The sequence below is a fragment of the Segatella copri genome, assembly GCF_009495355.1.
Lineage (GTDB): Bacteria > Bacteroidota > Bacteroidia > Bacteroidales > Bacteroidaceae > Prevotella.
The window spans coordinates 59,465-82,629 of sequence record NZ_VZAD01000034.1; the positions used below are offsets into that span (position 1 = coordinate 59,465).

Annotated in this window: 16 protein-coding genes and 1 tRNA gene; 9 read left to right on the plus strand and 8 right to left on the minus strand. The window is 45.1% G+C overall.

The window, feature by feature from the left end; genetic code table 11:
- The first annotated feature begins 23 nt into the window (after positions 1-23).
- Together kduI and F7D20_RS03650 are read left to right on the plus strand one after the other, a co-directional pair.
- Entirely contained in the window at positions 24-869 is an 846-nt protein-coding gene (gene kduI / locus F7D20_RS03645; protein ID WP_022252517.1) for a 5-dehydro-4-deoxy-D-glucuronate isomerase, read from the plus strand.
- 80 nt (positions 870-949) lie between these two features.
- Positions 950-1,753, plus strand: coding sequence for a gluconate 5-dehydrogenase (locus F7D20_RS03650; RefSeq protein ID WP_022252518.1), 804 nt, complete (start codon positions 950-952; stop codon positions 1,751-1,753).
- Positions 1,754-1,829: 76 nt separating this feature from the next.
- Here F7D20_RS03650 and F7D20_RS03655 read toward each other — a convergent pair whose 3' ends face one another.
- A complete protein-coding gene (locus F7D20_RS03655) occupies positions 1,830-2,105 on the minus strand; it encodes an HU family DNA-binding protein (RefSeq protein ID WP_022252519.1) in 276 nt (91 codons plus the stop codon).
- A 208-nt stretch (positions 2,106-2,313) separates the two neighbouring features.
- Here F7D20_RS03655 and F7D20_RS03660 point away from each other — a divergent pair, with 208 nt between their 5' ends.
- From F7D20_RS03660 to secDF, 3 genes are all read left to right on the plus strand, one after another.
- Positions 2,314-3,255: a rhomboid family intramembrane serine protease gene (locus tag F7D20_RS03660; RefSeq protein ID WP_158462885.1), complete on the plus strand. Its 942-nt coding sequence runs from the start codon at positions 2,314-2,316 to the stop codon at positions 3,253-3,255.
- A 59-nt stretch (positions 3,256-3,314) separates the two neighbouring features.
- On the plus strand, positions 3,315-4,406 hold the full coding sequence (locus F7D20_RS03665; RefSeq protein ID WP_158462886.1) for an endonuclease/exonuclease/phosphatase family protein: 1,092 nt from the start codon (positions 3,315-3,317) through the stop codon (positions 4,404-4,406).
- A 103-nt stretch (positions 4,407-4,509) separates the two neighbouring features.
- Positions 4,510-7,533 carry a protein translocase subunit SecDF gene (gene secDF, locus F7D20_RS03670; protein ID WP_158462887.1) on the plus strand — a complete coding sequence of 1,008 codons (3,024 nt, stop codon included), beginning with the start codon at positions 4,510-4,512 and terminating at the stop codon, positions 7,531-7,533.
- A 101-nt stretch (positions 7,534-7,634) separates the two neighbouring features.
- Here secDF and F7D20_RS03675 read toward each other — a convergent pair.
- A tRNA-Arg gene (locus F7D20_RS03675) sits at positions 7,635-7,706 on the minus strand.
- A 173-nt stretch (positions 7,707-7,879) separates the two neighbouring features.
- Between F7D20_RS03675 and F7D20_RS03680 the strand changes: the two genes are divergently transcribed.
- The gene (locus F7D20_RS03680) at positions 7,880-8,836 is read left to right on the plus strand and encodes an endonuclease/exonuclease/phosphatase family protein (protein WP_158462888.1); all 957 of its coding nucleotides are present in this window, start codon (positions 7,880-7,882) and stop codon (positions 8,834-8,836) included.
- Between the two features lie 539 nt (positions 8,837-9,375).
- The gene (locus tag F7D20_RS03685) at positions 9,376-10,095 is read left to right on the plus strand and encodes a porin family protein (RefSeq protein WP_158462889.1); all 720 of its coding nucleotides are present in this window, start codon (positions 9,376-9,378) and stop codon (positions 10,093-10,095) included.
- Positions 10,096-10,203: 108 nt separating this feature from the next.
- Here the strand turns inward: F7D20_RS03685 and F7D20_RS03690 are convergent, their stop codons facing one another.
- From F7D20_RS03690 to F7D20_RS03715, 6 genes are all read right to left on the minus strand, one after another.
- Positions 10,204-11,061: an enoyl-ACP reductase FabI gene (locus F7D20_RS03690; protein WP_158462890.1), complete on the minus strand. Its 858-nt coding sequence runs from the start codon at positions 11,059-11,061 to the stop codon at positions 10,204-10,206.
- 314 nt (positions 11,062-11,375) lie between these two features.
- Positions 11,376-12,416: a hypothetical protein gene (locus F7D20_RS03695; protein ID WP_158462891.1), complete on the minus strand. Its 1,041-nt coding sequence runs from the start codon at positions 12,414-12,416 to the stop codon at positions 11,376-11,378.
- A gap of 146 nt (positions 12,417-12,562) precedes the next feature.
- The gene (metG, locus tag F7D20_RS03700; protein ID WP_158462892.1) at positions 12,563-14,629 is read right to left on the minus strand and encodes a methionine--tRNA ligase; all 2,067 of its coding nucleotides are present in this window, start codon (positions 14,627-14,629) and stop codon (positions 12,563-12,565) included.
- Between the two features lie 394 nt (positions 14,630-15,023).
- Entirely contained in the window at positions 15,024-17,582 is a 2,559-nt protein-coding gene (locus tag F7D20_RS03705) for a hypothetical protein (protein WP_158462893.1), read from the minus strand.
- Between the two features lie 145 nt (positions 17,583-17,727).
- Positions 17,728-18,351 (minus strand): LuxR C-terminal-related transcriptional regulator, encoded by a 624-nt coding sequence (locus tag F7D20_RS03710; protein ID WP_158462894.1) that lies wholly within the window; start codon positions 18,349-18,351, stop codon positions 17,728-17,730.
- A 42-nt stretch (positions 18,352-18,393) separates the two neighbouring features.
- A complete protein-coding gene (locus F7D20_RS03715; protein WP_158462895.1) occupies positions 18,394-20,253 on the minus strand; it encodes an ATP-binding protein in 1,860 nt (619 codons plus the stop codon).
- Between the two features lie 240 nt (positions 20,254-20,493).
- Here F7D20_RS03715 and F7D20_RS03720 point away from each other — a divergent pair, with 240 nt between their 5' ends.
- Both F7D20_RS03720 and F7D20_RS03725 read left to right on the plus strand, forming a co-directional pair.
- The gene (locus tag F7D20_RS03720; protein WP_158462896.1) at positions 20,494-21,723 is read left to right on the plus strand and encodes a hypothetical protein; all 1,230 of its coding nucleotides are present in this window, start codon (positions 20,494-20,496) and stop codon (positions 21,721-21,723) included.
- 36 nt (positions 21,724-21,759) lie between these two features.
- Positions 21,760-23,031, plus strand: a complete 1,272-nt coding sequence (locus tag F7D20_RS03725) for a BACON domain-containing protein (RefSeq protein ID WP_158462897.1) — start codon at positions 21,760-21,762, stop codon at positions 23,029-23,031.
- Positions 23,032-23,165: the final 134 nt, after the last annotated feature.

A 23,165-nucleotide genomic window follows, 5' to 3' on the forward strand; every position in this document is an offset into this window, starting at 1 on the left:
TAATCTTAGAGACTTAAAATTTCATGAAAACTAATTATTCACTTCGTTATGCGTCTCACCCTGTGGATGCTAAAAATTATGATACCCAGCGTTTGCGAAAAGAGTTCTTGATAGACACGCTTTTTGTGAACGATGAGGTTAATATGGTTTATTCCATGTACGACAGAATGATAGTGGGAGGTGTTATGCCTAAAGCCGAGACTCTTCGACTGGAAGCTATAGATCCTCTCAAAGCTACTTATTTTACCACTCGCCGCGAGATTGGTGTTTTCAATGTAGGCGAGGGAGAAGGTGTGGTTAAAGTGGGTGAAGAGTCTTTCACCTTAGGTTTTAAGGAGGCACTTTATATAGGCAGTGGCGACAGAGATGTGCTGTTTGAGAGCAAGGACCCTCAGCATCCTGCCAAATTCTATTTCAACAGTACCTGTGCTCATACCAGTTATCCTTGTCGTAAGGTGACCAAGCAGGATGCCATCTGTGCCCACATGGGTTCACTCGAAATGAGCAATGAGCGTAATATTAATAAAATGTTGGTAAACCAGGTGCTTCCTACCTGCCAGTTGCAGATGGGAATGACAGAATTGGCACCAGGCTCCGTATGGAATACCATGCCAGCACATACCCACAGCAGAAGAATGGAAGCCTATTTCTATTTTGAAGTTCCCGAGTCGCAAGCAGTTTGCCACTTGATGGGAGAACCACAGGAAACCCGTCATATCTGGATGAAGGGCAATCAGGCAGTCTTGTCGCCAGAGTGGAGTATACATAGTGCGGCAGCTACCCACAACTATACATTCATTTGGGGAATGGGCGGCGAGAATCTTGACTATGGTGATCAGGATTTCTATGAGATAACAGATCTGAAATAGCAGACTTGATTGAAATAGCAGACTTTAGAAACAAAATTGAGATAACAGACTTGATATAACAACAATAATTCTATTGAGATATGGATTTTTCTAAATTATTTTCATTGGAGGGCAAGGTAGCCCTTGTAACAGGAGCCGCTTACGGAATCGGCTTCGCTATCGCTGAGGCTTATGCCAAGGCAGGTGCAAAGATTGCTTTCAACTGTCGTAGCCAGCATCACATGGATCAGGCTTTGGCAGATTACAAGGCAAAAGGTATTGATGCCAAGGGATACATCTGTGATGTTACTGACGAGGAGCAGGTGAAGAAGATGGTTGCCGATATCGAGAAGGAACTCGGCGTGATAGATATCTTGGTGAATAATGCCGGTATCATCAAGCGTATTCCTATGACGGAAATGTCGGTAGAGGACTTCAAGCAGGTGGTAGATATCGACCTGACTGCGCCTTTCATCGTTTCAAAGGCAGTACTTCCTGGTATGATAAAGAAGGGACATGGCAAGATTATTAACATCTGCTCTATGATGAGTGAGTTGGGTCGTGAGACAGTTTCTGCCTATGCCGCAGCCAAGGGTGGCTTGAAGATGCTGACACGTAATATCTGTTCAGAGTTTGGTGAGCACAACATTCAGTGCAATGGCTTAGGCCCTGGTTATATTGCCACTCCCCAGACTGCACCTCTTCGTGAGCATCAGCCAGATGGCAGCCGTCATCCTTTTGACAGCTTTATTTGTGCTAAGACTCCTGCCGGCCGCTGGTTGGAGCCAGAGGAGTTGATGGGTCCAGCGGTGTTCCTCGCTTCAGAGGCATCTAATGCAGTAAACGGACACATTCTCTATGTGGATGGTGGTATCTTGGCTTATATCGGCAAGCAGCCAAAATAAACAGGTAGGACATAGACTATAAAATAAGGGCAGTCAAAAATGACTGCCCTTTATTTATCTGCAAGATTTTTTACAATTACTTGTTCAAAGCATCTGCAAGCTCAGCGCCAGCCTTGAATTTAGCAACCTTCTTGGCAGCAATCTGGATCTTCTCCTTTGTTGCAGGGTTGATACCCTCGCGAGCAGGACGCTCGTTAACACTGAATGTACCGAAACCTACCAACTGTATCTTGTCGCCAGCGATGAGGGCTTCCTTAAGTGCGTTAACTGTGGCGTCGAGAGCCTTCTTAGAATCAGCCTTGCTGATGCCAGCACCTGCTGCAATCTTGTCAATCAATTCTGTCTTGTTCATAATTTTACTTTATTAAATGATTAATACTAATGTTTTTTCATCGATTTTGCTTACAAATATAGAATTATTCTTTTAAAAGTCAAACAAAAAATGCAGAAAAGTGATGAATTTATTGAAAATTAAGTGTATTATGTCTTTTTTTTGGCGTTTTCACGGATATTTTTAGTAATTTTGCCGCAAATATTTAGTAATTAATCAGATTTTAAAGATGCGCAATATACCTATAGTTACAAAGAACTTGTTGATAGTGAATGTCGTAGCCTTCCTGCTTACTTTCCTGATGGGTAAGGATGCCAGTGGTGGCTATGCTCTGAATGATATTTTCGGACTCCATTTCTTTTTGGCTTCCGACTTTCAAATTTATCAGCTCTTTACTTACATGTTTATGCATGGAGGTTTCGAACACATTCTCTTCAATATGTTTGCCCTCTGGATGTTTGGCTGTGTTGTAGAAAGAGTGTGGGGAGCAAAGAAATTCCTTTTTTATTACATTGCATGTGGCGTGGGTGCTGGTTTGTTTCAAGAAGCAGCGCAGTTTGTGCAGTTTTATATGAAGATGTCAGATGTCATGCCTGGTATCTCGGTAGGCAATGTTTTCTCTGTTGCTCATGGATTGTCGGCTTCGTTGAATAGTTGGACTACAGTAGGAGCCTCGGGTGCCATCTATGCCATTCTGTTGGCTTTTGGTATGATATTCCCCGAAGACCGCATCTTCATCTTCCCTATCCCAGTGCCTATCAAGGCCAAGTATTTCGTGATAGGTTATGCTGCCATCGAACTGTTTTCTGCCATAGCGACCACGGGTGATGGTGTGGCTCATATTGCTCACCTCGGAGGTATGGTCTTTGGCTTCTTCATGATTCGTTATTGGCGCAAGCAGATAGATGGAGGTTATGGTGGCAGCAGGGCAAAGGATGCTTTTGCGAAGATGCGTGACACCTTTGCGGGCAAACATCGTAAACAGCAGTTTACTTATACCCGAAATGAGAACTTTACAGTTGATGAGCGTCAGCAAGACTGGGATTATAATAAGAAAAAGCAAGCTACACAAGAAGAGATAGACCGTATCCTTGACAAGATACGCAAGAATGGTTATGATAGTTTGACCAAGGAAGAAAAGCAGATTCTTTTCGATCAGAGCAATAAATAAGGCTATCAATGATAAAGTACTAACAACATTACTTGCTAAGTCAGAAATAAGTTAGGGAAATGTTTGACGGAATCAAGATTTTCACCATACGGATGATAGCAGGCGCCAATGTCGCTTCTGTCATTCTGATGATGGCTGTAGGATACTCTGACCATTTGTCGCCAGAGCATTTTGCATTGCTGTCTACTGCCGGATTGTTCTTTCCCCTTTTCCTTTTCGTCAATCTCTGCTTTTTGTTCTTCTGGCTGATTGTCAAGGCGCGATATGCTCTTATTCCGTTTTTGGGCTTTTTGCTGTGTTATGTGCCGGTAAGGAAATACATGCCCTTGAATATCTGTAGCGAACCGCCTGCTGGTTCTATCAAAGTACTGTCTTATAATACGTTGAGCCTTGCAGAAGGCGTGACGGATGAGGACGGTGTCAATCCTATAGTGAAGTATGTGCGCAGGCAGAATGCAGATATTGTGTGTCTTCAGGAAGCTGTCCCTACCGCTTACGAGTGGGAACAGATAGACACGCTGTTGCGTCCTGTTTATCCTTATATCGAAACCATCAATCACCCTAATGGCGGTAACGGCCTGATGGTGCTGAGCAAGTTCCCTATACTGGGCAAGGAACTGATTCCCTATGCCTCTAAAGGCAACTTGAGTGCGGCTTTCCGTCTGTCGGTAAAGGGTAAGGAAGTGTTGTTGGTCAATAATCATTTGGAGACTACAGGCTTGTCTTTAGAAGAGCGTCGTAAGTTCAAGAATTTAGTGAAAGGTAAATTGGAGACCGATACAGCCGAACAGACATCTAAACTGTTGATTGTAAAACTGGCGGAAGCCACTAAGAAACGTGCTCCTGAGGCAGACGCCGTGGCAAACTATCTGAGTCGGTATAAAGGAAAGAGCATCATACTTTGTGGTGACTTCAATGACAGTCCTATCTCGTATGCGCATCGTACGATAGCACAAGACCTGACTGATTGTTTTATAGAGAGCGGGAATGGATTGGGGATAAGTTATCACAGGAGTGGATTCTATGTACGTATAGACAATATCATGTGCTCTGAAGACTGGAAGCCTTATGGCTGTAAAGTGGATAGTAAAATAGCAGTTTCAGACCATTATCCCATGCTTTGTTACCTAAAAATGCAGTCTAAACACTAAAAAAAGAATAATATCGCAGAAATAATTTCTTAAAAAGAAAAAAAATGATTATTTTTGCACGTCATTATATGTAAATTAATAATTAATAACAATAAAAATAGAAATGCAAAACAAAGGAATTGTAATTTGTGTTGCCGTCTTGTTGACGCTTGCAAGCATCTTCTATCTGTCATTCTCGTTTGCTACGAGATATTATGACAGTAAGGCTGCAGAGTTGAAAGACCCCATTGCACAGCAGAATTATAAAGATTCTGTGAAGTATCTTGGTGTCTACTCTTATCAGAACTGCTTGGAAACTCAGATTGGTCTCGGACTTGACCTTAAGGGCGGTATGAATGTAATCCTTGAGATTTCTGTACCTGATGTACTTGAAAACCTTGCCGATCATAAGACCGATGCAGGCTTTACAAATGCCATGAAGGAAGCCAGAGCTCAGGAAGAAGCTAACGGTGGTGACTTTGTGTCACTTTTTATTAACGCTTATCACAAGAGCGCACCAGGTCATAAACTTGCAGAAGTGTTCGCTACCCAGCAGTTGCAGGGTAAGGTTTCTCCTCAGAGCAGCGATGCGGAGGTAGAAAAGGCTATCCGCACTTCTGTCCAGGATGCTATCGACAACTCTTTCAATGTTGTACGCACTCGTATCGACAAGTTTGGTGTTGTTCAGCCTAATATTCAGAAACTGGAAGGTCAGCAGGGCCGTATCATGGTAGAAATGCCTGGTATCAGCCAGCCAGAGCGTATGCGTAAGATGCTTCAGGGTAGTGCCAACCTCGAGTTCTGGGAGACATACAATTCTGATGAGATCGCTCCTTATCTGCAGCAGCTCGACACTCGTATCGCTAATGGCGATAATGGTGAGGAGAAGACTGATACAGTAGCAGCAGATCCTGCTGCAGCCAAGAAAGCCGTAGCCAAGGCAGAGCCTAAGAAGGCAGAAGGCAAGTTCTCTATCAAGAAGAAGGACGATGCTACTGCTAAGGTAGGCGAGGATGCACAGAATGCAGCTGCCATCAAGGCTCATCCATTGCTGGCTCGTCTGCAACTCGCTGGCGGTTTGAGTACTGTAGGTTATGCCAGTGTCCGCGATACTGCTGCTATCAACAAGATTATTTACTCTGCCGTAGCTAAGCGTGTTTTGCCATCTGACTTGCGTCTGCTTTGGAGTGCTAAGCCAGCTGATCATCTGAATGTAAAGAATATCTATGAGCTTCATGCCTTGAAGGTGACTACCACTACAGGTCGTGCTCCATTGGAGGGTGATGTAATCACAGACGCCAAGGACGAGTTCGACCAGATGGGTTCTCCTGTTGTCAGCATGAAGATGAATACTGAGGGTGCACGCAAGTGGGCTCAGATGACCAAGGCCAACGTGGGCAAGGCTATTGCCATTGTGTTGGATGGTGTAGTTTATTCTGCTCCTCGTGTTAATGGCGAGATTGATGGTGGTAGCTCACAGATCTCTGGTAACTTTACTATCGAGGATACCAAGGACTTGGCCAACACATTGAAGTCTGGTCGTATGCCAGCTCCTGCACGTATCGTTCAGGAAGAGGTAGTTGGTCCTACTCTTGGTGCTCAGTCTATCCAGATGGGTATCATCTCATTCGTTGTGGCTTTTGTACTCTTGATGGTTTACATGGTTGTTATGTACAACATTGTACCTGGTATGATGGCTAACTTGGCATTGCTCGTCAATGTATTCTTCACGCTTGGTATTCTGACGTCGTTCCAGGCAGCCTTGACGTTGCCAGGTCTCGCCGGTATGGTGCTTTCTTTGGGTACTGCAGTGGATGCCAACGTGCTTATTTATGAACGTATCAAGGAAGAGCTTCGTTCTGGCAAGGGTATGAAGCAGGCTGTTGCCGCAGGTTATGGTAACGCTTTCTCTGCCATCTTCGACTCTAACTTGACTTCTTTGATCACAGGTGTTATCCTGTTGACTACAGGTACAGGTCCTATCCGTGGTTTCGCCACTACCTGGATTATCGGTATCATCGTATCTTTCTTCACTGCTGTGTTCTTGACTCGTCTGGTTTACGATTACAAGTTGAACCACGACAAGTGGATGCACTGCAAGTTTGACACTGCCGTTTCTCACAACCTGATGCAGGGCAAGAAGTACAAGTTCATGTCTATGTACAAGACTACCTTTACCGTAGCTATCATTGCTGCAGTAGTATTTATCGGCAGCTTCTTTGTACGTGGATTGAGCAAGAGTATCGACTTCACAGGTGGTCGCAACTATGTGGTTCAGTTCGAGAGCCCAGTTGAGCCAGAGGAGATTCGTACAGTACTTGGTGATGCTTTCGTCAATGCCGATGGAACTAAGGCTAATACAAGTGCCATTGCTATCGGAACAGATGGTAAGACAATCCGTGTGTCTACCAACTATATGATTGAGAGCAACAACCCTGCAGTCGACGATCAGGCAGAGACTATTCTCTACAACTCTTTGAAGAAGGCTGGTTTGGTTTCTCAGGAAAATGTTGATGCATTCAAGAATCCAGATGTTCGTCAGGGTGGTTCTATTATCAGTAGTACTAAGGTCGGTCCTTCAGTAGCCAAGGATATCACTATGGGCGCTATCTATAGTGTGCTCTTCGCTTTGATTGCCATCTTCCTTTACATCCTGCTTCGTTTCCGCAACGTAGCCTTCTCTTTGGGTTCTACCATCGCTTTGGCATTCGACGCCTTGACAGTTGTTGGTTTCTATTCTCTCTTGTGGGGTCACGTTCCATTCTCATTGGAGATTGACCAGACCTTCATCGGTGCTATCCTGACTGTGGTAGGTTACTCTATCAATGATAAGGTGGTTGTATTCGACCGTATCCGTGAGAACTTGAAGCTTCATCCTAAGGCTGATCGTCAGCAGATCTTCAATGCTTCTGTCAACGAGACCTTGGCACGTACCATCAATACTTCAGTTTCTACATTGCTCGTGTTGCTCTGCATCTTCATCCTTGGTGGTGACAGCATCCGCAGCTTCTCATTCGCAATGATTCTGGGTGTTGTATTCGGTACATTGTCTTCTATCTTCATCGCTTCACCTTTGGCTTACCTCGTTTTGGGTCGTAAGATCAAGGCTGAGCCTGCTGAGGAAGTTGCAGCTGTTGAGGCTAAATAATCAATGAATCTGATTCCCTGTCCGAGTCCTTCGGACGGGGGAAAGATATAAAACAACAAAAGGTCGCATCCATCAAGGAGCGACCTTTTATTGTTTGGCAGTGATTCCACCGAGAATCGAACTCGGATCAAAGGTTTAGGAAACCTCCGTTCTATCCATTAAACTATGGAACCCCTGTAGAATATATTTTGCAAAGCCATTGGCAGAGTACGCAAAGAATGTTCTCTGTAGTACTGCGTGCAACTTTGCTTCTGCAAAGATACATCAAAAAAATGACTTTCCGAAATAAAAGCCCTTATTTTTTATCACTCCCTCCGTTTTACCCTATTATAATAATGTGTTGTCTATGTTTTTAGCCTTACTTTTATCCAGTTTACTCACTTTTGTAGAGCTGAATTGCGAGAATCTGTTTGATACACGTCACGATTCCCTCAAGAATGACATGGAGTTTACTCCTGAAGGCAGCTATCATTGGACTCGTACCCGGTATTGGCGTAAACTGAACAATCTGGCAAAGGAACTGGTAGCTTTGGGCGAGAAGGGAAATAAGGAATGGGAAATTCCCGATTTGGTGGCTCTGTGCGAGGTGGAGAACGATACGGTGATGACCGACCTCACCAAGCGCTCGCTTCTTCGTCTTGCCGGTTATGAATATCTGATGACTTCTTCGCCCGATGAGAGAGGTATAGATGTAGCTCTGATGTATCTTCCTTCTTCTTTCTGCCCTTTGCGTTCTTATCCCATACGTATCAAGTCTTTGGCTGGAATGCGCCCTACACGCGATATTTTGTACGTCAGTGGGCTTCTTCTGGGTGGTGATACCTTGCATGTGTTTGTTGTACATGCTCCCAGTCGTAGGGGAGGAGAGACGGTTTCTCGTCCTTTTCGTATGCAGGTTGCCAAGCAGTTGAACGAGGCGGTGGATTCTATCTATACCTTGAGTAAGGAGGCAAGTATCATCGTGGCAGGAGATTTTAATGACTATTCCGACTCACCTGCATTGTTGTCTTTGCGTGCAGGCTCCCGTCTAACAGAGGTTTCGCAGCAAGCAATGGGCAGACATGGTGCAAAGGCCACATATCGTTGGCATGGTGAATGGCGCAGTCTCGATCATATACTTTGCAGTCCTCCTGTGGCAAGATGCTCTGTTGAGTGTTATGTGGGTGATTTGCCCTTCCTGATGGAAGAGGATGAGCGTTATGGTGGCTATCATCCTAAACGTACTTACTTGGGACCTCGTTACCTGGGAGGCTATAGTGACCATCTGCCACTTGTCTTTCGCTTTGAGCGTAAAGATGATTGAGTGCGATTGGAATCTTGAAGACTTCATGGTTCTGTGTATTTGTAAATAGCTTAGTCTTTGATGCTATATAAAAATGTGTACAGACTATGATGAAACACAATCTTTCTAATGGAGTGCCGTGGGTGTTGTAAAGTGTACTGCTTTAATAGGAAGATTGATTTGTGTGGGTTGTATATAAACGAAGAAAGTTACCTGAAAATTCAGATAACTTCCTTGTTTCTCCTAAGAATAATTTCTTAATATTATATATGTATAAGTAAAAGATGATGAAATGCGTTTCACAACGTCGTTTTTGTTTTCTGATGCAAAGATATGAAATAGTTATCTTTATATGGGGCAAAAACAGTTTTTGTAGGCGTAATAATTGTTTTGTTGCTCCATTTAGCCAGTAAATGCCTTTATTTATGGTGGCTTTAATAGCTTTTTGACTCTTTTAGTTGATTCCTTATGATATGGGTGCAATATTATGAGTGTGTTTGCGTTTTAGATAATATATATAAGGAGTATTCATGATTTATTAATGGAATATATAAGTGTTTATGAGAAGAAATATTTTATCACTTGTCTGCTTGTTGGCTCTTTCTTTAGTGACAATGGCGCAGACAGTAGAGAGTGAGGTCGGCAGGTTTTCTGTCATCCCTCGTGTAGGTGTGGCGCTTGCCAACTGGAGCAATAACCGCATTTATTATGCTTCAGGTGAAGATAAGGCTTCTTTGAAGTCAAGTTTCCAGGCTGGTTTTATGGGTGGTGTCGATGTGGAGTATCGTGCTACCAAGGAGATTGGCGTCAGTTTAGGAGCTTATTATGCCAAGCAGGGCTTCCGCTTCTCCAGTTATGAGGCTACTATTGATGCTGAAAGAAGGAAGTATCAGGGCATTTCCGACTATCACACCAATCTGCATTATCTCAATGTGCCTTTGATGGTGAAGGGTTATGTTACCCGTCAGTTGGCATTTATGGTTGGCGTACAGGCAGGTTTCCTGCTCAACGATCCTAAGTATGAGTTTACCTCCATTGATATAGAGAGGGACCAATATGGTGGTGCTACCTATGACAATTCACAGAAGGTGTCAGATTTCTGGCCAGCTAAAAAGGTGGATGTCTCTCTGCCTATAGGCTTGTCTTATGAGTATATGGGGGTAGTGCTCGATGCCCGTTACAATTTGGGACTTACCAATGTTGACGATTCTCCAGGTCATGATGACAGTTGTAAGAATCGTGTGTTTACATTCTCGGTGGGTTATCGTTTTGCACTTTGATAACATAGCAAAATCCGCATTCAGAAGAGTTTTCTATCTCTCTCCGAATGCGGATTTCTTATTTGATGCAGTATCGCTATCTTCTTGAAGCAGATATTGCGGGTTGTATTATCCGTAGATTACCTTTCCGTTCTCATCCTCGTAAGGAGTCAGGTCCTTTGCATACTGGTTCATGGCGCGAAGGCTCATACCCATAGACGAGAAACCACCATCGTGGAAGAGGTTCTGCATGGTTACCTTGCGTGTGAAGTCAGAGAACATCATTACGCAGTAGTTTGCGCAATCCTCTGCAACGGCATTGCCCAGTGGCGACATCTTGTCGGCAAAGTCCATCATGTTGTCAATATCCTTGATACCCTTACCAGCGGTAGTGGCTGTAGGACTCTGTGAGATGGTGTTGATACGCACGTGCTTCTCGCGACCGTAGATGTATCCGAAGCTACGTGCGATGCTCTCCAGCATACTCTTGGCATCAGCCATGTCGTTGTAACCGAAGAATGTGCGCTGAGAAGCCACATAAGTAAGGGCAACTACAGAACCCCACTCATTGATGGCGTCCAACTTCTTGGCTACCTGCAGCATCTTGTGGAAAGAGATGGCAGAAATATCGAGAGTCTTGTTCAGGAAGTTGTAGTCGAGATCATCGTAAGTGCGATGCTTGCGCACGTTAGGGCTCATGGCTACAGAGTGGAGAACGAAGTCAATCTTGCCACCCAATTTCTCCTGTGCTTCTGTGAAAACCTTTTCCAAGTCTTCTACGCTTGTCGCATCAGCTGCGATGATAGGAGCGTTGATTTGTTCAGCGAGTTTGTCGAGTGTACCCATTCTCAGGGCCATTGCTGTGTTACTCAGTGCGATGGTGGCACCTTCTTCAGCAGCCTTAACGGCTACTTTCCAAGCGATTGATTCCTCATTGAGGGCACCGAAGATGATGCCACGCTTGCCTTTTAACAAATTGTGAGTCATTGTTATCTTAATACTTTTGTTTATAATAACGGCACGATATCTTATATATATATAATAAGGTGTAAACTTCTCTCGCTTACCATCTTTGCCGTTGAAATCGGGTGCAAAGGAACGCTTTTTTTTTTATATGAGCAAACTTTTTGATGAAAAAGATAGCCGTTTGTGCACAAACCCTATCAAACTGTGCATGTTTTTGGCCCAAAAAGCGAGATGTATGAAGGGTTCTTCCTGTTTTTGTTGTTTGTCCTCACGGCTTTCTTCAGTATTCCCTTCTCTGCCTTCTATAACTTCTGAACTTGCGAAAGCTCAGTTCTTTACATTTCCCAAAATCTTTTTATCAAGAGGCCTTCCGTCTCTTTGGCTACGTCGTAGGGGATGGCTGGCAGACAGTCGGGCAGAGTGAAGTTGTCGGTTTCTGTTCTGTCTTTCATTTCTGTCTGTGCTTGCTCCTTGGTCAAGGCTTTCACGCCGGTTACCACAAAGTCGTTCATCTCCTCTGTTTCTATTGCGCTCTTGCTAGGCAATGGTGTATTGTCGTAGTTCCATATCTTTCTGAATGATACGAGCGAGCTCCAGGCCTCCTTTTTATCAGAGAAGGTCCAGTCGCATACATCGGTCTTTATTTTGAGCAGCGGATTGGTGATTTTTCTGTATTGTGTGTTGTCTATGATGTGCCTGTACAGGTTCTTCTGGTGTGTGTCTATGTACATGATGGCTTTGTCGCTCTGCGTACCTTTGAAGTGTGAGCTATAGAATGTTGTGTCCCCCTTTATGCTGTTTATGGTATCGCGCTTCACATATTTGATGCGTGACATGTCGAACGATCTGGCTTCGCTGAGGATGGAAATATTGAAGTTGATGAGCTTTCTGAGTCCGCTTCGCTCGTATTGCCGGCAGGCACGCACTCTGCGTTTTGTCTTCCCGTTTTCCAGGTTGATGTAGAAGTCCATGATGCCCTCCCGGTATAGGATGGTCTTGCCATTGTTGCGGCAGATGTCCCGAAAGACTCCGGTAAGTTTTATGTAGTCGGTCTTGTTTGCTGTCACTTCGGGCAGCGCATAAACCTTTTGCTTCAGCAGAACATCCCCTTTGATGGTCGAAGCGTCTATCGTTTTCGACTCATACGCCACGTTGCTGATGGTGATCATTCCGCTCTGTGGTTCTATGTTCCCCTTTGAGTCGCTGATGCACAGCAGGTGGTTGTCGCTGCTGAAGATGTAAGCGCCAGCAACGGGTTTCCCGTCTTGTTCGTCCACGATTCTTATCTGTGCACATACTGGCATCCAACAGATGCAGAGCAGTATGGCGATTGTAGAGATGATTCTATTTAAATGTATATTACGCTTTATTTCCATACGATTTGATATTTTTGTGATTTTTCCGCTTTTAGCTAATATAGAGCGGTACGCCGATGATATGGTAAAAGGCTCTATACCTTATATTAAAAATATAGATATAGAGCCTTTGCAATATAGGGGCGAAAGTACTTTTATGTTTGTCTTTATCCCACCTGGCTTCCTGGCTTCACCTTGCCCAGGAGAGAGGTGACGTTGAGGCTTCCGTCGAAGTTGACAGCCGAGAGAATCATGCCCTGACTCTCTATGCCCATCATCTTGCGTGGAGCGAAGTTGGCAACGAAGAGCACGTCCTTTCCGATGAGGTCTTCTGGCTCATAATAAGCAGCGATGCCTGAGCAGATGGTGCGCTCGGTGCCTGTACCGTCATCGATGGTGAACTTGAGGAGCTTCTTCGACTTCTTTACCTTTTCGCAGTTCAGGATGTGTCCTACGCGTATGTCGAGTTTCTCGAAGTCTTCGAAACTTACTTCTGGCTTGACAGGCTCTGCCTTATAGGAAGCCTCCTCGTTGGCCTTCTTGGTGTCGGCAAGTTTCTGGAGCTGTTTATCTATCACCTCGTCTTCTATCTTCTCGAAGAGGAGCTCTGGCTCGCCCAACTGGTCGCCAGCCTTCAGCAGGTCGGTGCTTCCGAGTTGTGTCCATTCGAAGTTTGGCATATTGATCATCTTGCGGAGTTTCTCAGAAGAGAATGGCAGGAATGGCTCAAAGGCGATGGCGAGGTTGGCAACCAACTGGAGTGAGATGTTCAGAATAGTCTCTACTCGCTTAGGGTCGGTCTTCCATACCTTCCAAGGCTCGCATTCGGTGATATACTTGTTGCCGATGCGTGCCAGGTTCATGGCTTCCTTCTGTGCCTCGCGGAACTTGAACACGTCGAGGAACTGCTCTACCTTCTCCTTTACGTCCTTGAATTCTGCAATGGCTTTCTTGTCCACTTCCTGAAGTTCGCCACAGGCAGGAACCACGCCATTCCAGTATTTCTTGGTAAGTTGCAGGGCGCGGTTGACGAAGTTTCCATATACGGCTACCAACTCAGAGTTGTTGCGCTCCTGGAAGTCTTTCCATGTAAAGTTGTTGTCCTTGGTCTCAGGCGCATTGGCTGTCAGTACATAGCGCAATACATCCTGCTTGCCTGGCAAGTCTACGAGATATTCATGCAACCATACAGCCCAGTTGCGCGAGGTGGAAATCTTGTCATCCTCGAGGTTTAGGAACTCATTGGCTGGCACATTGTCTGGCAGAATATAGTCGCCGTGAGCCTTCAGCATGGTAGGGAATATGATGCAGTGGAATACGATGTTGTCCTTACCGATGAAGTGTACGAGGCGAGTCTCTGGATCCTGCCACCACTTCTGCCATGTGCCCCATTTCTCGGGATGTGCATCACAAAGTTCCTTGGTGTTGGAGATATATCCGATAGGTGCGTCGAACCATACGTAGAGCACCTTGCCTTCAGCTCCCTCTACAGGAACAGGAATACCCCAGTCGAGGTCGCGTGTCATCGCACGTGGCTGAAGGTCCATGTCGAGCCAGCTTTTGCATTGACCGTAAACATTGGAGCGCCATTCTTTGTGTCCTTCCAGAATCCATTTCTTCAGCCAGTCCTGATATTTTCCTAAAGGCAGATACCAGTTCTTGGTAGGCTTCTTTACCAGACCGTGGCCTGGGTTGTTCTTGTTGGTAGGGTTGATGAGTTCCTCTGGTGAGAGGGTTGCGCCACACTTCTCGCACTGGTCGCCATAAGCTCCCTCTGCACCGCATCGAGGACATGTGCCCACGATATTACGGTCGGTAAGGAACTCGCCGGTTACCTCGTCGCAGAACTGCTCCTCTACCTTTTCCTCTAAGACGCCCTTGTCATAGAGTGTGCGGAAAAAATCGGAAGCAAACTTATTGTGAGTAGGTGAAGTGGTACGGCTGTATACATCAAAAGAGATTCCGAAATCCTCGAAGCTCTTCTTGATAAGGTTGTGGTAACGGTCAACCACCTCCTGTACGGTGATGCCTTCTTTCTTAGCTCGGATGGTTACGGGAACTCCGTGCTCATCACTTCCGCCGATGAAGACCACGTCTTGCTTCTTGAGTCTGAGATAGCGTACATAGATGTCGGCAGGTACGTAAACTCCAGCCAAGTGTCCAATATGTACACCACCATTAGCATAAGGCAAGGCTGCCGTCACGGTGGTACGTTTAAAATTCTTTTGTTCCATATTAGCTAATATATTTTTGTTATTTGGCTGCAAAATTACAAAAAAATACTGTAATTAGTAGGATATATTTGCTTTTTTCTTTAGCTAATTGATCGTTGATACATGAAAAAGTAACACCCCGGCACCCCTATAGCCATGAGTAATTACTTTAATACTATACAAATTGTTTTTTGTTCGATATGAAATTGTTCTGAATCTTGTGAAAAATCTATGTTCTAAAGTTTAGAACATAAGTTCGATACTTTAGAACACAAGTTCTAAACTTTAGAACATAAGTTCGATAGTTTAGAACATAGATTTTTGTAGGCTTGAGAAAGTTTAGTTACCTAAAAAAACTTCGTTCCATGTACGGAACGAAGTTTTCTGTTATTATCGTGGAACTTTATTCTGTGGTTTACTTGACAAAGATTTTAGTTTTCTTGTCTTTTGAAGTTAGGATGTAGAGTCCACTCGTCGGAGCTTCAATGACGTCGCTCGTGCTTTGTGACACCAGTGTGCCGCTGAGTGAGTAGAGGGCAAGTCCTTGCGTACCTGCTACATGTATGTTACGGCCCGTAACAATGATGCTTCCTCTTGCGTCGTCGATGCCACTCTCAATGCCGTTTACTACGTCTATTTTCCCATATTGATAGATGTATTTAGAGGTCTTGCCATAGATGTCTGTTATTTGCTCCGATATCAGGTTGCCCTCGTCGTCGTATGTATAGAGTGTAGCCGCATGTTCGCTATGTGATGCATCGGTTTTGGTTTCGGTGTATGTTCTGTCTACCGATGTCAGGCGCATTTGGGCATCGCGCTTGTAGATGGTTTGTCTGGTTTCGATGTACCTTCCGCCATCTTCTATGTTCTTGATGGTTTCTGTCAGGGTGTTGCCCACCATCTGGAATGTGGTTTCTCTGCTGCTCTCTATTTTCCAATCGCCAGTAGCCTCGTCCCATTGATACCAAGTATGATCATTTTCTTTTGCTTCTGCTAATGCCTCGCCAGCATCGATGGTGTTGGTCTTATTGTAGTAGTCTTGCAGAGGGTCAGCTGGTGTGGTGGCAAAGTCGGTGTGGTAGTTGACAATGCGTGACTCTTGCTTGGATTTTCCTACCCATTTCCCGTCTTGCTTGACGTACTCCTCATACTTGGTGTAGTCGTCGGTATGTACTTCTATCCGCTTTCTTGTTTCTACGATTTTCCCGTCTTGCCACTCTCGGCTGATGTTGATGGTCTCATTGCCATTGGTACTGGTCAGAGAAGATACCCCACTATTTCTCAGCATCCATCCGCTTCCGTCCCAAGAGTAAGTCTCCCACACCCCATTGGTATACTCTTTGTCCATCCTTCCATAGATGATGTTATGGTTTGGGTCGTATTCGAAGTGGATGTATTGGTAGGTGCCGTTTCCGTCGATGGAGTGAGTGAGCTTGTCGCTTTCATACAAGGCGGAGAGGTCTTCGTTCCACTCATATTCGGTCTCCGTATAGCCGTTGTCTTGGTAGGTGGTTATGACGCGGTACCAGATATTGCCCTTGTCGTCACATCTGTCGCTTTCGATGATTCGGCCTTTCTTATCGACGATGTAAGTCCTTTCGCCCAGCTTGAATGTGCCCTCGAAGTTGTGCCATGCTGTGCCGTCCCACTCCTGAAACAGGGTAGGCTCTGTTGTGAACAAATAGTTTTCTTTGCCGATGTAAGCCTTCCTGTATTTCTTCAGCATGTTGTGCTGCTTGTCGTAGAGTGTGTACTCGGTGACGTCACGGCCGTTGATTTGATAGTCCATGTCGATTTCCGACATGTAGCTGCCATCGTCGAACATGTAGGCACTGCCCAGCTCCTTGCCATTGTCATCGTAATAATTGTAATAGAAGTAGCCTGCATCGTCCTTATAATTGTGGCTATTGTAGAATTTCTTCAATACATGCTTGTTGACCCACTCCATGACCTCGTCTGTAGACAAAATCCAGTTGCCGTTGTCGTAAGAGTAAATCTTGCAGCTTTTGCTCTCGCCATATATCATTTGCTCTTTGTCGTAATTGTCTGAGACAACCTTCTTCTGATTTGGCACCCATTGGTAGTCGGCGAGGTTAGGCTGTGAGTCGGTACTGCTGTCTTCGTCATTGCCATTGGTGAAGGTGTAAGAGGTGATGGTGTGGTAGCCAGCGGTGGGAGTGTTGTACGCTGTCTCTGTCTTTTTACCTTCAGCCTCCATCAACCGACCATCCCTGGTATAGCTTTTCCTCAGGTAGTAGCATTGCTCGCCCTTGTTATCGTATCTTATGTCTTCCGTCACCCAGGTTGTCCATGTACCCTTGTCTTCATCGAGTTCTTGATGAATGGTAGAGTAGGTGCCGTCCTTGAGGGTGGTTATGGTTCGTTCATGTGCATTGTATCGGTTCTCGATATAGCTCTTTGTAGGTTCGCACCATACATACTTGGTACCTATTCCCTCGGGATTGAACTCATTGTATGTCATATCCTCGATGAGGCTGATGCGCTCGGCATTGTCGACTACCGAATAGGCATAGGCGTAGCTGTGAACCAGGGACAGGTGTTCGCCGTCAGTATTCTTATACACCTTTTCGGTCACGATACGTCCTTCGGCATCTTGTGTGCGCACATTCTTGTATTGGGGAATGAGGGTAGAGCCTTCAGACTTCGTGATGGTCATCTCTATCCATTGACCATTGGTGCCGTCCGTGTAGGAAATCAGTTCCTTGTACGTGCCGTGGTTGATGGTCTGGAATCGCCCCTTGTCGTCATATTGGACACTTACGTTCTCGGTTTCCCCTGAACTATTAGTGTATGTCCAACCTGTGAGTTTGGTGACTTGTGTAAAGGCTTGAGCAGGTGCTTTGACGGTAGGAATGTCCTTGACGTCTACTCTCTTTACGATGCTGTTTTGTGCCAGTCCCATTTGTGCGGATGCTAACAGGAGCGATGCGATGAGGTAAAACTTTTTGTTCATAATCTTTCTTTTTAGTGATAATCAAGAACTCAAAGTTAAGAAAAAAAGAATGTTATGAAAAAAGAATAGCCGAAAACATGCTGTTTCGGCTATGCAAAAAGTCTGGATGATGAGTCTTTCCTATGGTAATCCGTAGTCGTGAGCTTCACTTTATGAAGTTGAGCCCCAACTGTATCGCTTTCTTCACGAGCTGTGCCATGTTGTTGGCAGAGAGTTTCTTCATCAGGTTGTGGCGATGGAACTCCACTGTGTTGTTGCTGATGTTGAGTTGCTGGGCGATGTCGTTGGTGGATAAACCATTGGAGATGTGTTCCAACACCTCAGCCTCTCTATTGGACAAGGTGATTTCTGAAGTGTCCTGGCTGTTGATGAGCCTCATGAACTGTTGGCTGAAATATCCCTTGCCCTGTTCTATCTTGCGAAGTGCAATGAGCACCTCTTGCGGATTGTCGCCTTTCATGACGATGGCATCGGCGTCCTCCTTCATCAGTTGGCGAATCGTCCAGAGTTCTTCGTGCATCGTATAGACCAGTATCTTGGTGTTGATGTGAGTCTGGTGGATGTACTTGATCAGTTCCATGCCATTGGCATCCTGCAATTCCAGGTCGATGATGGCGATGTCGATGTCTTTTTGCCTGAGCAGAAGGCGGCTTGATGCGATGTTGTTGGTGACATATATTTTGCCGTATTCTCCTGTGTGTTCAATGAGGGCTTGTAGCCCTGTTGAAACGATGGGATGGTCATCTACGATGAGAATGTTCTTTTTCATGTCTGTTTCTTTGCTGTCTGTGATAGGTTGAGAAGGCTTGGACTATAGTGGAAAACGCACCTCTACTTTGTATTCTTCGTCTTGTTCGCTGATGGTGAGAACGGCTTTCAGGGCTTCTGTTCTCATCTTCAGCGTATCTTTGCCTATACCCATCTTACCCTGTGTGATAGGGTGTTCTCGGGATATGTCATTGGCAATGCAGAGGGAGGCTTGGTTGTTGCTTGCGTCCAGGGTCACGGTAATCATCTTGCTGTAGCCATACTTGATAGCATTCGACACACTCTCTTGAACGATGCGATATACTTCTAAAGCCGTTCGGCTTGGGAGATTCAGCTTCTCAAAGGAACGGCTGACGAACGGTTTGACGATAGTGCCATTCTCGGCGCTCATCGACTGGCAATAGGTGCATACCAGCTCAGAGAGAGAGGCATTGTCGAAACGAGGTGGTATCAACTCGTGTGAGAGGCGACGCACATCGTTTCCTACATTTTTGAGCAGGCGTTCTGCAGCTTCCTTGTCGGTCTGCATCATGATGTTGACGGCGAGGATGTCGTTGCATACGCCGTCGTGCAGTTCCTTGGCAAGTCGCTTGCGCTCTGTTTCCACTCCATTGATATAGGAGGTTTTCTCTGTCAACTCGGCACGTTGCTTCTCCAGTTTCCTGCGGTAGAGAATGATAAGAATGGCGATGAGCAGGATGATGATGGCGATGGTGAGGCAGAGAATACGGATGTAGAGCAGGCTCTGCTCGTGGTTCATCTTTTCTATTTGCACCTCTTTCTCCAAGGTCTTGTATTTGACGTTGAATTCGCTCAGTTGCTTGTCGATGTCGCTTAGTTTCAATGAGTCAGCTTTCTGATAGGCGGCTTTCATGGTGCTGTAAGCTTCGTGTGTCTTGCCCAGGTTGTAGAGGCACTCGGCTTGGGTGGCAAAGAGTTTGTCTTGTGGCATCGCCATGTTGACATTGTTGAATCTGCTGATGCTGTCAAGCAGGATGCTCTGCTCGGCGTATCTCTTCTGTTTGCCCAACATTTGCGCCTTGATTTCCAGGATGCCAAGTATGCCGTTGCTGGTTGGACCCAAGTTGCGGCAAGCCTCGTCAGCATAAGCCATATAGTGCATCACGGAATCTGTCTTTCCCAAAGCTAAGTATGACTTGAGCAAAGGTGACAGATATTTGAGGGTCAGCACATTATAGTTGGCTTCTTTTACCATGCCCCAAAGAGGGGTGAGGAAATCGATGCTCTTTCGGTATAAGCCCTGTCGCATGAATATGGCACCCTTGTTGGCGTGGGCAGACAGTCTTTCGATGGTGTCATTGGTGGCTATCGCCTTGTTTTCGGCCTTGTCGGAGTATTCGATGGCTTCACGGTATCTTTTTTGCTCGTTGAAGAGCACGGAGATGCAGTTGTTCAAGTATATCTCGTATTCTGTGTTCTGACTCTCTATGGCTGTTTCCAATCCCTTCTTGTAGTAAAAGAGCGAGGAGTCGAGGTCGCCCAGTCTTCGGTAGCAGATGCCCAGCGAGCCGCACATCCCCATCATACCTTCTTCGTCCTTGATTTTCTCAGCGAACAGTATGCCGTTCTTGCCTATGGCAGTAGCTTCTTTCAACTTTCCGAGGTCGACGAGTGCCGTGGTCTTCTCGCAGGTAAGCCAACTGCGAGTGGTGTCGGCGGCATTCATCTGCAGAGCGCTGTCGATAAGGGTAATCGCAAGTTTTTTGTCGCCGGCGGCATTGTGGTTTATTGCCTCAAGGAACAGGGCATACGCCTTCTGCTCGTCTCCTGCTTTGTGGTTGGAACAGGCGGAGAAGAATGCCAATATCGGCAGCATGACGAATAGCCATGCCAATAGGGAGGATGGATGCTTGGATGTCATTATAGTCAGTTTACGTTGCATTTACCTTGCAAAGATATAAAAAAAAGAACAGAAAGTGTATTTTTCTGCGATTGAAAAGTTAATGGAAAGTATCCTTTTTCTGTAATTTGGGGTTCCAACTACGGAAAACCATGGGGGTGAGGCTATGGAATAGCATAGAATTTTAGGGAAAAGATGACTTTTATGTCATGTGGAAAGACTTTCATCTTATTTTGTCTTACCTTTACAACTCAAATTTTTAAACTAACATGATATTTTAATATGGAAAAAGAAGAAAAAGAACAGTTGGCTATCCGTAGAGAAGCTTTGAAGGGATATGATAATTTTTTGTTGTCAATAGGATTCTTCTTTACATTTGTGGTGTTGGAGAGAGGACTGTTTGTGATAGATGTTATCCTCATTGCCCTTGGCGCTTATTTTGCCGTGAAGCGTTCTGCTGGTATTCGCAACGAAGTGATTGCATCATGGGTGAAGAGTAGTGGAATGTTGCTGGCTGCTTATGGCGTGGCAGGTATTGTAGCTACCTTGTCCTTTGGTGTTGTTTGGGGAGGGGGATTGGCTGGCCTTATTGTGTTGATAGCGGGTTGTAAGCATCTTGGTGCTCTGCAGCAAGTTGGCAATTCTCTATGTTCAAGAGGTATGTTGCAGTATTTGCGCTATTGGCAACAAACCTATATTCTGTGGTCTGTCATCGCTTTTTTGGTGAAGGATACGTCTTCGGTTGTATATATCAGTTTGGCACTTGCCATCTTGCTTGCTAAAAATCATGCAGGAATGCTCAATGATGTGAAGCTGACATTCTTTAGGTCTGTTGGTGCGGAATGGAGTGCTCCTGACGATATGGAGGACAGTCATTATTGTGACGAGAAGAAGGTTCTGTGTGTAGGAGGTGTGGTGCTTGGTATTCTTTCGGTGCTGATAGCCGACTCCCAACTGTCGATTTCTGTGTCTGGATTATGGGACGTCTTTAACAAGAACTTAGGCGGACCGGCTTTGGTAAGTCCCATACTCTTTGTCGTCATGTTCCTTCTTTATGAGCGTATTGATCGTTTCGTATTGAAAGTGGATAAGGGGGATAAGTCTTATGAGCGTAGTGGCAATATGCGACTTTTAGGGTCTGTAGCCTTGGGTCTTTGGTCTTTCTTATGCTTGCTTTTTGGCGAGGACGCCAATGTGTATCTTATAGCTTCCTTCTGTGTGATCTTGTGTGTTGTTTTCGCTTATGAGGATACTCCCAAGGAGGTGCGTTGGCGCAAGATAGTTTTCCAAGCTGTGGCTGCAGGTATTTCTTACATGGCAGGATTCTCCATTGTCGGAGTGCTGATCCTGTTGTTCTCATTGATGTTTCTCTTCAAGTTCATGAAGTTTGAGTTGCATGATATGTTCAGTTTTGGTCATTCTGTACAGGGATGGACCAATAAGGGCAATTTCCATATCATCAATACTGTCACGGGATTGGATGAGGATGGAAACCGTTGGGTTGTGAAATAAGTTTTTTAAAATGATAATGATTTAATACTTGAATTTATGAAGAAAATTTTTAGTTACTGGGTGCTGTGTCTGATGGCATTTGCTACCTCGGCATTGGTAAGTTGTAGCTCCGATGATAATGGAGACGAGTGGGGCGGATTTCAGTTTGAGAATGTTCGTGATGGCAAACTGTCTGTTGCTGCGAATCAAACCTCATCCGAAATCATCATGAAGGCATCCAAGGCTTATCGTGCTTATGTTTCTGCTACGTCGGATGGTTCGTCTACAGAAGAAATCAGTTGGCTGCGTTATGAAGGCTCTCGCCTTGATGACGGAACCTGTCACATCAGTATCCAGCTTGATAAGAACGATACAGGGAAAAGCCGTTCTGCGTACATTATTATAGTATGTGACGACAAGACGGTGCCCATATTGATTACTCAGACTGCTGAGGATAGCTCAAATGTTGGAGGAGATTCCGATGTTGATAATGGTGGAATTACGGCTCTCTTTACTATTACCAAAGAATGTTCTGTCATTACTGGTACTCATGTAGAGGATGATGGGACGGAGACTTATGAGCTGCAGTATCAGAATGGCAATTTGACGAGGTTCAAGCATGTGGAGCGTGATGATATGGCTGGTGCCAGCGACAAGTATTGTATTGAGACTACTACCGGAACCATCTTCAACTCGGGAGCAAGCATCAAGACGGATTGGAATAGGAAATCTATCTATTATCCTTCTCAGAAGACAGAAGAGGATGTGGCAGACTTTAATGCCAAATTGGAGAATGGAAGGATTGTCAGTGGTACTATCTTCAAGTCATGGATGAACGGCACAAGACCATTTGAGATATCTTATAATGCTGATGGTACGATGAAGCAGACTCGTTATAATGACATCAGTGAGTATGATGGCTCTGACGACTGGGACAATCATACTTTCATTTGGGAAAATGGTTATCTCACAAAGGTGAAGTGTGAAAGCATGGATGCTGTCTCTACATTCGCTTACGACAAGACAACAGCCATTCCTGCACCTTTTGATAAGGCTCTTGACCTGAATATGTTGCTGATTTTGGAGGAGGCAGAGTTCTTTGATGGCACCAATGGTGAGATTCTGAATGTCCTGGCTATTGGTGGCAAGTTGGGCACTCGCTCCAAGGGATTGATCAAGGAGTATCACTGCGATTGGACAGAAGACACGCCTTTCACTCTCAAGATGACCTACAAGAAGCTGACCAGCAATGAGGTCATTGTGGAAGTAAACCATTATGAAAATAATCAATTACGTTTTGGTTATAAGTGGACTATCAAGCGTTCTTGATCAATTAGCAAGAAATGAAATATGAAAAAGCGGACATCGGATTCAAGCCCAATGCCCGCTTTTGGGTTAAAGCCAATAATAGTATCCGTTTCTATACTCAGCACCGTTTTCGGTGTAGCCTGACGGTACTTACC

Coding starts and splice junctions, on each gene's coding strand:
- F7D20_RS03685 (WP_158462889.1), top strand. CDS start 9,376: ATGAGAAGAAATATTTTATCACTTGTCTGCTTGTTGGCTCTTTCTTTA.
- F7D20_RS03725 (WP_158462897.1), top strand. CDS start 21,760: ATGAAGAAAATTTTTAGTTACTGGGTGCTGTGTCTGATGGCATTTGCT.
- metG (WP_158462892.1), bottom strand. CDS start 14,629: ATGGAACAAAAGAATTTTAAACGTACCACCGTGACGGCAGCCTTGCCT.
- F7D20_RS03690 (WP_158462890.1), bottom strand. CDS start 11,061: ATGACTCACAATTTGTTAAAAGGCAAGCGTGGCATCATCTTCGGTGCC.
- F7D20_RS03660 (WP_158462885.1), top strand. CDS start 2,314: ATGCGCAATATACCTATAGTTACAAAGAACTTGTTGATAGTGAATGTC.
- F7D20_RS03720 (WP_158462896.1), top strand. CDS start 20,494: ATGGAAAAAGAAGAAAAAGAACAGTTGGCTATCCGTAGAGAAGCTTTG.
- F7D20_RS03680 (WP_158462888.1), top strand. CDS start 7,880: ATGTTTTTAGCCTTACTTTTATCCAGTTTACTCACTTTTGTAGAGCTG.
- F7D20_RS03665 (WP_158462886.1), top strand. CDS start 3,315: ATGTTTGACGGAATCAAGATTTTCACCATACGGATGATAGCAGGCGCC.
- F7D20_RS03715 (WP_158462895.1), bottom strand. CDS start 20,253: ATGCAACGTAAACTGACTATAATGACATCCAAGCATCCATCCTCCCTA.
- F7D20_RS03695 (WP_158462891.1), bottom strand. CDS start 12,416: ATGGAAATAAAGCGTAATATACATTTAAATAGAATCATCTCTACAATC.
- F7D20_RS03705 (WP_158462893.1), bottom strand. CDS start 17,582: ATGAACAAAAAGTTTTACCTCATCGCATCGCTCCTGTTAGCATCCGCA.
- F7D20_RS03655 (WP_022252519.1), bottom strand. CDS start 2,105: ATGAACAAGACAGAATTGATTGACAAGATTGCAGCAGGTGCTGGCATC.
- F7D20_RS03710 (WP_158462894.1), bottom strand. CDS start 18,351: ATGAAAAAGAACATTCTCATCGTAGATGACCATCCCATCGTTTCAACA.
- secDF (WP_158462887.1), top strand. CDS start 4,510: ATGCAAAACAAAGGAATTGTAATTTGTGTTGCCGTCTTGTTGACGCTT.
- kduI (WP_022252517.1), top strand. CDS start 24: ATGAAAACTAATTATTCACTTCGTTATGCGTCTCACCCTGTGGATGCT.
- F7D20_RS03650 (WP_022252518.1), top strand. CDS start 950: ATGGATTTTTCTAAATTATTTTCATTGGAGGGCAAGGTAGCCCTTGTA.